The 12,605-nt window shown below is 62.5% G+C and carries 13 protein-coding genes and 1 pseudogene; 9 read left to right on the top strand and 5 right to left on the bottom strand.

All coding sequences use genetic code 11. The features are described from left to right. Window positions 1-55: 55 nt before the first annotated feature. The 4 genes and pseudogenes from C1N56_RS20945 to C1N56_RS20930 form a co-directional block, all read right to left on the bottom strand. Window positions 56-1,423, bottom strand: a pseudogene (locus C1N56_RS20945) (MFS transporter). A gap of 38 nt (window positions 1,424-1,461) precedes the next feature. Next, window positions 1,462-2,394 carry an SMP-30/gluconolactonase/LRE family protein gene (locus C1N56_RS20940; RefSeq protein ID WP_394517490.1) on the bottom strand — a complete coding sequence of 311 codons (933 nt, stop codon included), beginning with the start codon at window positions 2,392-2,394 and terminating at the stop codon, window positions 1,462-1,464. Next, window positions 2,391-3,329 carry a hydroxyacid dehydrogenase gene (locus tag C1N56_RS20935; protein ID WP_058775062.1) on the bottom strand — a complete coding sequence of 313 codons (939 nt, stop codon included), beginning with the start codon at window positions 3,327-3,329 and terminating at the stop codon, window positions 2,391-2,393. Before C1N56_RS20935 ends, C1N56_RS20940 begins: the two co-directional genes overlap by 4 nt. After that, entirely contained in the window at window positions 3,329-4,021 is a 693-nt protein-coding gene (locus tag C1N56_RS20930) for an RraA family protein (protein ID WP_021509503.1), read from the bottom strand. Before C1N56_RS20930 ends, C1N56_RS20935 begins: the two co-directional genes overlap by 1 nt. A gap of 170 nt (window positions 4,022-4,191) precedes the next feature. On the opposite strand from C1N56_RS20930, the gene C1N56_RS20925 reads away from it, so the two are divergent. From C1N56_RS20925 to C1N56_RS20885, 9 genes are all read left to right on the top strand, one after another. After that, window positions 4,192-4,905 (top strand): IclR family transcriptional regulator, encoded by a 714-nt coding sequence (locus tag C1N56_RS20925; RefSeq protein WP_021509502.1) that lies wholly within the window; start codon window positions 4,192-4,194, stop codon window positions 4,903-4,905. A gap of 147 nt (window positions 4,906-5,052) precedes the next feature. Continuing rightward, window positions 5,053-5,478: a RidA family protein gene (locus C1N56_RS20920; RefSeq protein WP_021509501.1), complete on the top strand. Its 426-nt coding sequence runs from the start codon at window positions 5,053-5,055 to the stop codon at window positions 5,476-5,478. Window positions 5,479-5,491: 13 nt separating this feature from the next. After that, window positions 5,492-6,166, top strand: coding sequence for a DUF1028 domain-containing protein (locus C1N56_RS20915; RefSeq protein WP_127834851.1), 675 nt, complete (start codon window positions 5,492-5,494; stop codon window positions 6,164-6,166). Between the two features lie 15 nt (window positions 6,167-6,181). Then, entirely contained in the window at window positions 6,182-7,333 is a 1,152-nt protein-coding gene (gene argE / locus C1N56_RS20910; protein ID WP_127834852.1) for an acetylornithine deacetylase, read from the top strand. 38 nt (window positions 7,334-7,371) lie between these two features. Further along, window positions 7,372-8,514 (top strand): ABC transporter ATP-binding protein, encoded by a 1,143-nt coding sequence (locus C1N56_RS20905; protein WP_394517712.1) that lies wholly within the window; start codon window positions 7,372-7,374, stop codon window positions 8,512-8,514. A 3-nt stretch (window positions 8,515-8,517) separates the two neighbouring features. Continuing rightward, complete coding sequence (locus tag C1N56_RS20900; RefSeq protein ID WP_394517711.1) at window positions 8,518-9,525, top strand: NAD(P)H-quinone oxidoreductase; 1,008 nt, start codon at window positions 8,518-8,520, stop codon at window positions 9,523-9,525. Further along, window positions 9,522-10,136, top strand: coding sequence for a glutathione S-transferase (locus C1N56_RS20895; RefSeq protein ID WP_394517710.1), 615 nt, complete (start codon window positions 9,522-9,524; stop codon window positions 10,134-10,136). The genes C1N56_RS20900 and C1N56_RS20895 overlap by 4 nt, the downstream gene beginning before the upstream one ends. A 10-nt stretch (window positions 10,137-10,146) precedes the next feature. Next, window positions 10,147-10,593 carry a type II 3-dehydroquinate dehydratase gene (locus C1N56_RS20890; RefSeq protein WP_152390808.1) on the top strand — a complete coding sequence of 149 codons (447 nt, stop codon included), beginning with the start codon at window positions 10,147-10,149 and terminating at the stop codon, window positions 10,591-10,593. Beyond that, on the top strand, window positions 10,590-11,519 hold the full coding sequence (locus tag C1N56_RS20885; RefSeq protein WP_394517709.1) for a 2-hydroxyacid dehydrogenase: 930 nt from the start codon (window positions 10,590-10,592) through the stop codon (window positions 11,517-11,519). The genes C1N56_RS20890 and C1N56_RS20885 overlap by 4 nt, the downstream gene beginning before the upstream one ends. A 5-nt stretch (window positions 11,520-11,524) precedes the next feature. Here C1N56_RS20885 and C1N56_RS20880 read toward each other — a convergent pair whose 3' ends face one another. Next, window positions 11,525-12,487: a LysR family transcriptional regulator gene (locus C1N56_RS20880; RefSeq protein WP_021509493.1), complete on the bottom strand. Its 963-nt coding sequence runs from the start codon at window positions 12,485-12,487 to the stop codon at window positions 11,525-11,527. Window positions 12,488-12,605 lie beyond the last annotated feature (118 nt).

Below are 12,605 nucleotides of genomic sequence, written 5' to 3'. Positions count from 1 at the left end.
CTTTAAAACAGCCGTTTCCCGATGCGCCACAGGCACACCGGGAAACGCGGCGTTATTATCTCTGCTCAGCGCTGCGCTGGCGCCACGGATCTTTCACCATGGCGACCGCCAGTGCGCCAATCATCAGGACTGCCGCCACCGCCAGCAGCGCCCACATAAAGCCGCCGGTAGACTGACGCACATAGCCGATCAGCGACGGGCCGAAGAAGCCGCCGAGATTACCAATCGAGACAATCATAGCTAAGCCGCCTGCCGCGGCATTGCCGGTCAAAAAGCCGGAAGGCAGCGCCCAGAACGAGGCCTGAAACGCCAGAATACCGCTGACGGTGCAGCACAGTGCCAGCATTTTGATCACCGGCGCATCGCTCAGCGCGCTGCACATCAGGGCTAAGGCGGCGATCACCAGCGCGCCGCTGATCCAGCGAATACGGTGCGCTGATGCATTAGCGCGGCGCGCCCACAACAGCATGCTCACGGCACCGCAGACATAGGGCAGCGCGGCAAGAAAGCCGGTTGCCGTATGGCTCACGCCGAGCTGTTTAATGATCTGCGGCATCCACAGTCCCACGCCGATCGAACCCACAATGCCGCAAAAGTTAATAAACGCCAGCAGATACAGCAGTGGATTGCGCAGCGCGTCGCGCATCTGGGAACCGTGCGTTGCCGCGATTTGCTGTTGCTCATCGGCCAGTCGCCGGCTCAGCAACTGCTGTTCACGCGGCGCCAGCCAGCGCGCTTTCTCCGGCCGGTCGCTCAGCACAAACAGGCACATAACACCGAGGATCACCGCCGGTAAGCCCTCAATCAACAGCAGCCACTGCCAGTTACGGATATGCTCATGGCCGGTGATCTGCATCAGCGCGCCGGAAATCGGTGAGCCGATGATATTGGCCACCGGAATGCCGACCAGGAACGCGGCGGTGATTTTGGCGCGCCAGCTGCCGGGGAACCAGTAGGTAAAGAACAGATAGATGCCGGGGGTAAAGCCGGCCTCTGCTACGCCGAGACAGAAGCGCGCAACGGCAAAGCTGACGGGGCCGCTGATGAACGCGGTCGCCATCGAAATCAACCCCCACGAAATCATGATGCGCGCGATCCAGATGCGCGCGCCCACTTTTTGCATGATCAGATTGCTGGGAATTTCAAACAGGAAATAGCCGATAAAAAACATGCCTGCGCCGAAGCCAAACTGTTCGGCGGTGATGCCGAGATCGGCGTTCATGCCCAGCGCGGCAAAGCTGACGTTGGTGCGGTCAAGGTAGCTGACCACGTAACAGATAAAGATAAACGGCAGAATGCGACGAAAGGCTTTGGCGGCCGCCTGCTCACTGTCCTAGAAATCCTGTTCGCTGAGCGTTTCATGGCGGGGTGGCACCGCAGCCGGCTGAGCCTGCGCAGGGCTGGATGTTGAGTGCAGGGTCATAGTAATCTCCGGTGCGTTCGGATGACGCAGAGTTGTAGTCAGAGAAACGAGGTATCGATGGCCGGCAACGCGCGGCCTGGCGTGTTCTGGGTGCAGGTCAGGATGCTGCCGCTGACCGATTCGGTGATAAACAGCTGGTTAAGGCCGGCCCCGCCGAAGCACAGGTTGGTGGTGGAGCGACCCAGCGGACTGAGCAGAATCTCTTCCGGTTCAGCCAGATCGTTAAGACGCCAGACGCGCCCCAGGCCGGGATTGGCGATCAGCAGTTCACCGCGCTGATTGATGGTCAGCCCGTCCGGCCCGCTGGGTCCGTGCGAGGTAAAGAACAGTCCGACTTTGCTCACCGAACCATCCGCCAGCAGCGGCACGCGCCACACGCAGTTGCCGCGCGTCATCGCCACGTAGAGGATTTTCTCATCCGGCGACAGCACCAGGCCGTTCGGGCTCGGGCAGTTATCCAGCAGCAGATCCAGCCGGCCATCCGGACTGAGCCGATAGACGCGTCCGCTGGCATCGTGCAGCCCGGTCTGGCCCTGATCGGTGAAATAGAGATTGCCGCGACTGTCAGGCGTTAAATCGTTGACGCCGCGAAAGCTTTCGCTGTTACGCCGCGTCAGCCACGGCGTGATAGTGGCGCTGCTGATTGACAGTTTCATCAGGCCGTTACGGTAATCGGTGATGATCAGCGTGTCCGGATCGGTCAGCTTCATGCCGTTGGGCTCACCGTCATACTGCACCACCAGCTCCCAGTTGCCGCTCATATCGACGCGAAAGATGCGGCCATAGGGAATGTCGGTGACATACAGACAGCCGGTGGGATGCCACACCGGGCCTTCAAGAAAGGAGTCGGTAAGCTGGCCGCCGCGATTGGCGGCAGCCCAGACATTGCCGGCGTCCGGCCGGCGAAACGCTTCAGGCAGGCGCGAAAACAGCGTTAACTCGCGCACCTCCGGTTCGGTGAGCACGGTCATGATACCGCCTCCTGCTCCTGCAGAACCTGCAACGCGTTGCGCGCGGCACCGGTGCCCATGCGCACGTAAGCATTGTCGCTCACGCCGCCAATGTGCGGCGTAATAATCACGTTGTTAAGCGACTGCCACAAATGCGGTGCAGTCAGCGGCTCGCTGGTGAAGCTGTCCAGTCCGGCGGCACGCAGCGTGCCGTTTTGCAGCGCGGCCGCCACCGCCTGATCGTCAATCAGTCCGCCGCGCGCGGTATTGACCAGAATAGCGCCAGGCTTGAAACGGGCGAGGGCGGCCGCGTTGATCATCTGGTGATTGCTGTCCGTCAGCGGACAGTGCAGCGACACCACATCGGCACGGCTGTACAGTTCATCCAGTGATTCAACCGCTTCACAGCCAGCCGGCAAGGTTTGCGCATAGGGATCGTAGGCCAGCACCTGCATACCGAAGGCCTGGCCAATGCGCGCCACGCGGCTGCCGATGGCACCCAGACCGACCAGGCCGAGCGTGCGTCCTTCCAGCTCCAGCGATTTATGCTGCGCTTTATCCCAGTGTCCGTCGCGCATCCGGCGGTCCAGCTGCGGCACGGATTTAGCACAGGCTAGGATCAGCGCCCAGGCATGCTCCGACACGGCAGCGGCATTGGCACCCACTGCCGCGCGGACCGCAATCTGGCGTTCCGCCGCTGCCTGCTGATCGATAACGTCGATACCGCTGCCGTGCTTGGAGATCACGCGCAGCGCCGGCGCGGCGTCCATGATGCGCCCGTTGATTTTGCCGTAGCGCACAATGATCGCCTGAGGATTATGGCGCTCACACAGCGCGATCAAATCGGCTTCCTGTGGCTGGCGTCCGGCATAAATCAGCTGATAGTCCTGCAGCAGCTCGACGGCTTCAGCAGCCAGGTCGCTGCCGGTGATGAGGATAGTTTTTACGTTGCTCATTACAGCGATTCTCCTTCTGCTAACATACCCGCCGCGCGCAGGGCACCTTCCAGCCAGCCCGGACGCAAATCGCCCTGCTTAATACCCGCGATGCGGCGCGTTTCGGCGTCCAGCTTCTTCGCCGCCAGGGCAATGATGCGTTCCACATCCTGTTTAGCGATCACCACCACGCCATCGGCATCGCCGACCACCAGGTCGCCCGGCTCAATCGACGCACCGGCCACCGACACCGGATGGTTAACGCGTCCGGGAATACTTTTGGTGGGGCCGCTTGGGTTGAGGCCGGCAGCAAACACCGGATAGCTGCCCTGCGCGAGGGCGTCAGCATCACGCACCGCACCATCAATGATGATGCCGGCGATGCCGGACGCTTCGGCCTGGGTTGCCATGATTTCACCCAGCAGCGCGCAACTGATATCGCCTTTGCCGTCCACCACCAGCACATCACCCGGCTGGGCGATAGCCAGCGCCGCGTGAATCGCCAGGTTATCGCCCGGACGCACTTCCACCGTGATGGCCGGCCCGGCGACTTTCATCTGCGGCGACAGCGGCTTAACGCGGCCATGCAGGGTGCCGCGACGACCGGCGACATCGGCCAGAATCGCCGCCTGGAATGCGGCGGCCTGGCTGACGGACAGGGCGCTGACGCGCTCGATGTTGCGGTTGATCAGGTTATTTGCAGACACAGACATAATTCACCTCGTGGTTTGTTTTACCTGGTACAACAATGTTGTACAATATAAAACAACTATATCGACGATCTGACGCTGCATGCCAGTGTTACGAAGGTGTTTGTGATGTAAACACGATGTGACTCACAGTTTTCAGGTACACTCAGGACGGCACAAATCAGGAGGAAAAAATGGGAAATGAAGGCGTTAATGCGGTGGAGAAGGCGTTGTCCCTGCTGGATTGTTTTAAGCCGGGCGAAGAGAGCCTGTCGCTGACTGCGCTGTCGCAGCTTTCCGGCTATCACAAAACCACTGTCTATCGTCTGATGAACTCGCTGGAAAGGATGGGCTATGTGGTGCGCAGTGACAGCGGTGTCTACACGCTCGGCCCGCGTCTGTTATACCTCGGCAAGCTTTATGAGCAATCATTCCATCTGGCCAGCGTGGTGCAGCCGGAATTGCAGGCGCTGGCAACGGCGACCAACGAGAGCGCCAGCTGGTACGTACTGGATAACGGCCAGCGTCTGTGCCTGTTTCGTGCTGAATCGTCTGATGGCCTGCGTCATACGCGCCTGCCGGGGACAATTTTTCCGCTCGATAACTCAGCCATCAGTAAGGTGCTGCGTTTCTGGGGCATGAATGAAAATCTCTTCGATGCGCTGCCGTCGCTGCCAATATTCAGTTCGGGCGCGCGCGATCCGCACATCGCGGCCTTTGCCGTGCCGGTATTCGCCGAAAATGATCGGCTGACCGCTGCGCTGGCGCTGACCGGCCCGGTTTCGCGTCTGACGCTGAATCGCAAAGATGAAGAGTTAGGTGTGTTGATGCGCGAAGCGGCTGCACGCCTGTCAGCCAAACTGGGCGCGCGCAAAGCATTTTGTGATGCGGTTTATGCGGCTAAATAAGGCTGCGCATTAATCACTCACCGGCGGGCCAGCAGGCCTGCCGCACTCCTTCGGATTTTTCAAAGCAACACCTCAGTTAATGCTGTTTTCCCTGCTGCGCTAAGCCCGGTATACCTTGCGGAAACCAATTAAACGCTGGCAGGCATCATGAGCACCCATACCCGCATCCGCAAATTCAACACCAAAGATACCTATCCTAATCAGTCGCTGGACAACGACCTGTGTCAGGCCGTGCGCGCCGGCAACACCGTTTACGTGCGTGGTCAGATTGGCACCGACTTCGAAGGCAACCTGGTGGGGCTGGGCGATCCGGCAGCGCAGGCCGAGCAGGCGATGAAAAACGTGAAGCAACTGCTCGAAGAAGCGGGCAGCGACCTGTCGCACATCGTGAAAACCACCACCTACATCATCGACCCGCGCTATCGCGAGCCGGTGTATCAGGTGGTCGGCAAGTGGCTGAAAGGCGTGTTTCCCATCTCAACCGGTCTGGTGATCTCGGGACTGGGCCAGCCGCAGTGGCTGATGGAGATCGACGTGATTGCGGTAATCCCCGACGACTGGCAGCCACAATAAGGAGCGCCGCATCATGACGTTATCGATTGTTGGACGCTGCGCGCAAACCGGCCAGCTGGGCATCGCGGTCAGCTCGTCGAGTATTGCGGTCGGCGCACGCTGTCCGTGGCTGCGCGCCGGTGTCGGCGCAGTCTCCACGCAGAACATCACGCTGCCGGCGCTGGGGTCGCGCATCCTTGATCGTCTGAGTCAGGGCGAGACGGCGCAGCAGGCGCTGCAGAGCGGCCTTGCCAGCGATGACTTTTTTGATTATCGCCAGCTTACGGTGCTAGCGGCCGACGGCAGCAGTGCCTGCTTCAGCGGAACGCACACGCTGGGGGTGAATCACGCGCTGTGCGGCAGCGACTGCGTGGCAGCCGGTAATTTGCTGGCGAATCCCGAGGTGATTTCGGCGATGGTCAGCGCGTTTACGCAGCAGCCGGGCGAACTGGCCGCACGGTTAATCGCGGCCATGCAGGCCGGGATGGCCGCCGGAGGCGAAGCCGGGCCGGTTCACTCGTCGGCGCTGGCGGTGGTGGGCGAACAGCCGTGGCCGCTGGTTGATCTGCGCGTTGACTGGACGGAGGGCGATCCCATCGCGGAACTTCATCAGCTGTGGCTGGCCTATCAGCCGCAGATGCAGGATTACCTGACGCGCGCGCTCAATCCCACGCTGGCACCCCGTTACGGCGTGCCGGGCGATGAATAAGCGTGAGGAGACGCGATGCTGACCAGCCGTAACCTGCTCGAACATCTGGTGGCTTTCGACACCACCAGCCGCGAATCCAATCTCGCGCTGATCGATTTCTGCTGGCGCTACCTCAGCGGGCTGGGCGTGACCTGTGAACTGATGCACAACGCAGAACGCAGCAAGGCCAATCTCTATGCGCGGCTCGGGCCAGCCGGCAGCGGCGGGGTGATGCTATCGGGCCACAGCGACGTGGTGCCGGTTGATGGCCAGACGTGGACGGTGCCGCCGTTTGCGCTCACCGAACGCGACGGCAAGCTGTACGGACGCGGCACGGCAGACATGAAAGGTTTCCTCGCCTGTATGCTGGCTGCCGTGCCGCATTTTCTCACCCAGCCGTTGCGTCAGCCGCTGCACCTGGCTATCTCCTATGACGAAGAGGTGGGCTGCCTCGGCGTGCGCTCGCTGGTGGATTCGCTGGCGCAGCGCAGCGATCGACCGGCGATCTGCCTGATTGGCGAGCCGACAGAACTGCGTCCGGTGCTGGGCCACAAAGGCAAGCTGGCAATGCGCTGTGAAGTGCAGGGCGCGGCCTGCCACTCGGCGTACGCGCCGCAGGGCGTTAATGCGATTGAATACGCCGCGAAGCTGATCCAGCGCTTAACCGTCATCGGTGAACGTCTGGCGGCGCCGGAACGACAGGATGCGCGCTTCGATCCGCCCTTTACCACCGTGCAAACCGGGGTGATCCACGGCGGACGCGCGCTGAACATCGTGCCCGACGCCTGCAGTTTTGATTTCGAAGTGCGCACGCTGCCGCAGGAGGATGCGCAGCAGGTGGCAGAGGAGCTGGTGGCGTATGCGCAGCAGACGCTGGAACCGCAGATGCGCGCGGTGCAGCCCGCCAGCGCCATCCGCTTCTCGCCGCTTAGCGCCTATCCAGGGCTGGACACTGCCGCGCACAGTGCCGCGGCACAGCTGATTGCCCGGCTGAGCGGCAGCGACAGCTTCAGCACCGTGGCGTTTGGCACTGAAGGCGGACTGTTTGCCGCCGCCGGCATCCCCTGCGTGGTGTGCGGTCCCGGCAGTATGGAGCAGGGCCATAAGCCCGACGAATTTATCACCCTCGCACAGCTGGACGCCTGTGACAGCCTGTTACGCCGGCTGGCGACCTGGATGTGCGAATGAACCCGCGACGAGCCACCCCGTCCGAATCCGGAGATTGTATGGTCAGTGCAGAAGTAACCCCGTTTCCGCAGCCGCTGTCATCGGCGCCGCATAAGGCCAACGTGGCGGTGCAGCTGGATGGCGTCCTGAAGCGCTTTGGTGATGCCATCGCGCTGCATAAAATTTCTCTCACCATCTATGAAGGTGAGTTCATTACGCTGCTCGGCCCGTCCGGCTGCGGTAAAACCACGCTGCTGAACCTGATGGCCGGCTTTGCCGAAGCCGACGGCGGTGAGATTTTTATCGATGGCGAGCTGGTGACGGAAATCCCGCCCTATCAGCGCGAGATCGGCATTGTGTTCCAGAACTACGCGCTGTTTCCGCACATGACGGTGGAGAAAAACGTTGGCTACGGCCTGCGCATGCGCGGCGTGCCGAAAGCGGAAATCGCCGAGCGGGTCGAACAGGCGCTGGCGCTGGTGAAGCTGGCGGGTTACGGCCAGCGCAAACCGCGTGAACTGTCCGGCGGTCAGCAGCAGCGCGTGGCGCTGGCACGCGCGCTGGTGATTCGCCCGAAAGTGCTGCTGCTGGATGAGCCGTTCTCCGCGCTGGATAAAAATCTGCGTTTATCCATGCAGGTCGAGCTGAAGGCGATTCAGCGCAAACTCGGCGTGACCACGGTCTTCGTCACCCACGATCAGGGCGAAGCGCTGAGCATGAGCGACCGCGTGGTGGTGATGTCGGCCGGGCACGTGCGCCAGATTGGGCCGCCGGATGAGATCTATCGCCGCCCGCAGGATCCGTTTGTCGCCGGCTTCGTCGGTGACGTCAACATACTGCCGGGCCGCTACGCCGGCCGTGACACCAGCGCGCTGCTGGAGCTGGGCGGCAACACGCTGCGCCTGCCGGCCAAACGGGTGCAGGCCAGCGTCGGCGACCGGCTGGATGTGTATGTGCGTCCGGAAAATGTGCAGCTGGCGCCGCTCGGTCCGCAGGCGCTGCTCAGCGCCACGGTGCTGACGCATGTGTTTCAGGGCGATCACGTTGACGTGCATCTTGATATTCCGGCGCTCGGCAGTGCGTCGCTGTTTGCCCGCCAGTCCGGACTGGAGGCGCTGACGCGCTGGCCGGTCGGCAGCGTGGTGGGGCTGACGTTTGATGACGAGGGCGTTTGCGCCTTCGCCAGTGACGCACAGGGATAACGCATGGCAACGGAAACCATGACGGCGATCATCGCCGCGCAGCCGGGTGACGCAGACGTACTGACTGCGGTGCAGCGCCCGGTGCCGCAGCCGGGACCGGGCGAAGTGCTGCTGCGCGTGGTCAGCGCGGGGGTCAACCGGCCCGATATTCTGCAGCGCAACGGCATGCCGCCGCCGCCAGGCTGCAGCGATATTCTCGGGCTGGAAGCGGCGGGCGTGATTGTGGCGCTGGGTGCCGGCGTCAGCGAACTGCAGCCGGGCATGGCGGTGATGGCGCTGCTCAGCGGCGGCGGTTATGCACAATACTGCGTGGCGCGCGCCGAACTGTGCCTGCCGGTGCCGGACACGCTGCCGCTCAGCCACGCGGCGGGTTTTCCCGAAGCCGCGTTTACCGTCTGGCACAACCTGTTTGAGCTGGGGCGTCTGATGCCGGGCGACAGCGTGCTGATTCACGGCGCGGCCAGCGGCGTGGGCACGCTGGCGATCCAGTGCGCCCAGGCTTGTGGCGCGCGGGTGATTGCCACCGCCGGCGGTGCGGAAAAAATTGCCGCGCTGCAGCAGCTGGGCGTGTGGCGCGCCATCGATCGCCATAGCGAAGATTTTGTGGCGGTGGTTCAGACGCTGACCCGGGAACGCGGCGTGGATGTGGTGCTGGATAACGTCGGCGGCGACTACATTGCGCGCAACCTCAGCGTGCTGGCAGCGGGCGGGCGGCACGTCAGCCTCGCCTTTATGCAGCGGGCCACGGTGGAGATCGATTTACAGCTGATCATGCGCAAAGGTTTAAGCCTGACCTCTTCCACGCTGCGACCGAAAAGCGCGGCGGAAAAAGAGCGTCTGGCGCAGTGCGTGCGCGCCCATCTGCTGCCTTTACTGGCCGCCGGGCGCATCACACCGCAGGTGCATCAGCGATTGCCACTGACGGCCGCCGCGCAGGCGCACCGCATCCTTGAAGCCAATGCGAATATCGGCAAAGTGCTGCTGCTGCCAGATGCGGAGGCCATGCCATGATGGAACTTTATTACGCTTCTACCTCGGCTTACGTGCGAAAAGTGATGGTGTGCGCCCAGCTGCTGGGTCTGGCGCCGGAGATCACCCTGCTGGCGTCGGCGGCGCACCCCGTCGAGCGCGATGCGCGCATTGCCGCGTTTAATCCGCTGGCCAAAGTGCCAGCGCTGCGCACTGAACAGGGGCTATGTTTATACGACAGCCGTGTGATCTGCGAATACCTTAACCAGCGCGCCGCGGGCCAGTTGCTGCCGGCAGACGGCGAGGCGCGCTGGCTGTGCCTCACGCGCCAGGCGCTGGGTGATGGACTGCTGGATGCCGCGCTGCTGGCGCGCTACGAAACCAGCGCCCGCCCGCTGGAAAAGCAGTGGTCAGCGTGGCGCGATGCGCAGCTGACCAAAGTGGCGGCTGCGCTGGCGGCCATTGAGCAGCAGGCGGAGGCGTTCAGCCGCACGCCCGACGATCTCGGGCTGATCGCCATCGGCTGCGGATTGGGCTACCTCGACTTCCGTTTTGCTGAACTCAACTGGCGCGCCACGCATCCGCAGAGCGCCGCCTGGTTTGCCCTCTTTGACGCGCACCCGGCGATGGCCGCGACGCGCCCGCACCTTTAATGGAGCCGCCATGTCTCAGATTTTCTTTCTCAATGGGCCCAATGCCAATCTTTACGGCATGGATCGCCACGGTACTTACGGCAGCGACAGTTTCGCCAGCATCGGTGAGCGCTGTCAGCGGCGCGCCGACGCGCACGGCCTCAGGCTGCAGTTTCGTCAGAGCAACCATGAAGGGGTGCTGGTGGACTGGATTCAGGAAGCGCGCCAGCAGGCAAACGGGCTGATCATCAATGCCGCCGGGTTGTCGTATCGCTCGGTGCCGATTCTGGATGCGCTGCTGATGTTTGATGGCCCGATCATCGAAGCACACATGAGCAATATCTGGCAGCGCGAGTCGTTTCGTCATCAGTCGCTGGTGTCGAAAGCCGCCACCGGCGTGATCGCCGGGCTGGGCGCGCTGGGTTATGAACTGGCTATCGATGCGCTGGCGACGCTGCTACAGGAGCCAAGCGCATGACGACGCTGGTGTTTTATAGCGAGTTCGACAGCTTCGAGGCGTGGTCGGCGCTGCTGGCACCACAATTACCGGATGTCACTATCTGCCGTGCCGACCAGGTCGAGGATGCCGATAGCGTGCAGTTTGCGCTGGCGTGGAAGCCGCCGCGCGGCTTTTTTGCCCCGTATCGCCAGCTGAAACTGCTGGTAAATCTGGGCGCGGGCGTCGACTCGCTGGTGGGGCGCGACGACCTGCCTGACATCCCGATCGTCCGGCTATCGGACCCGGATATGGCGCGCATGATGGCCGGTTACGTGCTGTTTGCCGTGCTGCGTTACGCGCGTGACATACCGGCATTTGAGCGCGCACAGCGTGAACATCGCTGGCACTATCTGCATCCGCGCGAGCCGGCGTCGATTCGCGTGGGCGTGTTGGGGCTGGGCGAACTGGGTGCGTATGCGGCGCGCGAACTGGCGCGTCAGGGCTTTGACGTGCGCGGCTGGTCGCGGTCGCCCAAAGCGCTGGACGGCATTCACTGCGTCAGCGGTGCGCAGGCGCTGGATGCGTTTCTGGCCAGCAGCGACATTCTGGTGGTGATGCTGCCGCTCACGCCGCAAACCCACGGATTGCTGGATGCGCAGCGCCTGGCGCGGTTGCCGCCGGGCTGTGCGCTGATCAACGTGTCGCGCGGCGCGATTGTCGATCAGCCCGCGCTGACCGCGGCGCTGCAGAGCGGACAGATCGGGCACGCCACATTAGACGTGTTCGATCGTGAGCCGCTGCCGCCCGACGATGCGCTGTGGAGCATGGAAAATGTGCTGATCACGCCGCATCTGGCGTCGGTAGCGATCCCGGCCAGCGCCGCACGTCAGGTGGCTGATAACATCCAGCGGGTGATGCGCGGTGAGCCGGTGCTCAACCAGGTGTTTCCCGCGCGGGGTTACTGAGCGCGTCAGGCGACGCGCACCACCTGCGGGTCGAAGTAGCTTGGCGCGGCCATGCCGGGAATGTATTGATCGGAGATGAACATGCGGCAGCGTTCGGCGAAGGCGTTGACCACCATCGACTGCTGCACGTGGGCCACCGTGGCGTATCCCAGCAACATCGGCCGGTTCACGCCGGCAAGGCGCACGCGGATCACCCGTTTGCCATCCTGCGACAGATTGGCTTTGGGCCGCACATTGGCGATGCCAAATCCCACGCCGTTGGCCACCATCGCGCGTACCACTTCCATATTGCCGGAGCGCATCACAATGTTGGGCGTAACGCCTGCTTCGCTAAACAGGCTGAGAAAATATTCGCGGCTCCACGGCATATCCAGCAGCACCATCGGCACCGTAGCGAGATCCTGAATGGTCACCGCAGACTGACTGGCAAACGGGTGATGTTCGCCGACCATCACATACGGCGGCAGCTGCGCCAGCGACTGAAACGCGATGTCGCTGGCCGGCACCAGATCGTAGGTCAGCGCGATATCGATATCGGCGGCGCGCAGCTGTTTCAGCAGCTGTTCATGATTGCCCTCCACCAGCGTGATGCGCACGCCGGGGAAGGCACGGCCAAAGCCAAACACCAGCTCCGGCGTCAGCATCGGGGCCAGCGTGTCGAGACAGCCGACGCGCAGCGGGCCGCGCACGTTGTTCAGCGACTCTGAGGCGATGGTATACAGATTCGACATCTGTTCCAGAATCAGCTTCGCCTCTTTTAATACCTGATGGCCAATGGCGGTGAGCGACACGCCCTGCGCGTGGTGGCGCACAAACAGCTGCACCCCCAGCTCGGATTCGATGTGGGTAATGGCGGCAGAGATCGACGGTGACGATACGTGAATACGTTCGGATGCGCCAATAATGCTGCCGGCTTCGCCGGACGCGACGAAGTATTCCAGCTGGCGCTGGGTGATGCGACTGAGCATGCAGATTCTCCTGGTGTCGCCAGCGCGATCTTGTCGCGCCGGCTTTTCTATTTACCCCTGTTTCCATGCATTTATCATGCCGGACAGCGAATAGCAGCATAATCCCCTGCCTGACCCT

This window comes from Pantoea sp. SGAir0175, from assembly GCF_043547855.1.
The sequence above is the reverse complement of the archived record's forward strand: the minus strand, read 5'-3'. Positions and strand labels throughout refer to the sequence as shown.

Bases quoted from the DNA above. Each gene is read 5' to 3' on its own strand.
- C1N56_RS20940 (WP_394517490.1), bottom strand. From the start codon at position 2,394: ATGACCGTGCTCACCGAACCGGAGGTGCGCGAGTTAACGCTGTTTTCG.
- C1N56_RS20935 (WP_058775062.1), bottom strand. From the start codon at position 3,329: ATGAGCAACGTAAAAACTATCCTCATCACCGGCAGCGACCTGGCTGCT.
- C1N56_RS20930 (WP_021509503.1), bottom strand. From the start codon at position 4,021: ATGTCTGTGTCTGCAAATAACCTGATCAACCGCAACATCGAGCGCGTC.
- C1N56_RS20925 (WP_021509502.1), top strand. From the start codon at position 4,192: ATGGGAAATGAAGGCGTTAATGCGGTGGAGAAGGCGTTGTCCCTGCTG.
- C1N56_RS20920 (WP_021509501.1), top strand. From the start codon at position 5,053: ATGAGCACCCATACCCGCATCCGCAAATTCAACACCAAAGATACCTAT.
- C1N56_RS20915 (WP_127834851.1), top strand. From the start codon at position 5,492: ATGACGTTATCGATTGTTGGACGCTGCGCGCAAACCGGCCAGCTGGGC.
- argE (WP_127834852.1), top strand. From the start codon at position 6,182: ATGCTGACCAGCCGTAACCTGCTCGAACATCTGGTGGCTTTCGACACC.
- C1N56_RS20905 (WP_394517712.1), top strand. From the start codon at position 7,372: ATGGTCAGTGCAGAAGTAACCCCGTTTCCGCAGCCGCTGTCATCGGCG.
- C1N56_RS20900 (WP_394517711.1), top strand. From the start codon at position 8,518: ATGGCAACGGAAACCATGACGGCGATCATCGCCGCGCAGCCGGGTGAC.
- C1N56_RS20895 (WP_394517710.1), top strand. From the start codon at position 9,522: ATGATGGAACTTTATTACGCTTCTACCTCGGCTTACGTGCGAAAAGTG.
- C1N56_RS20890 (WP_152390808.1), top strand. From the start codon at position 10,147: ATGTCTCAGATTTTCTTTCTCAATGGGCCCAATGCCAATCTTTACGGC.
- C1N56_RS20885 (WP_394517709.1), top strand. From the start codon at position 10,590: ATGACGACGCTGGTGTTTTATAGCGAGTTCGACAGCTTCGAGGCGTGG.
- C1N56_RS20880 (WP_021509493.1), bottom strand. From the start codon at position 12,487: ATGCTCAGTCGCATCACCCAGCGCCAGCTGGAATACTTCGTCGCGTCC.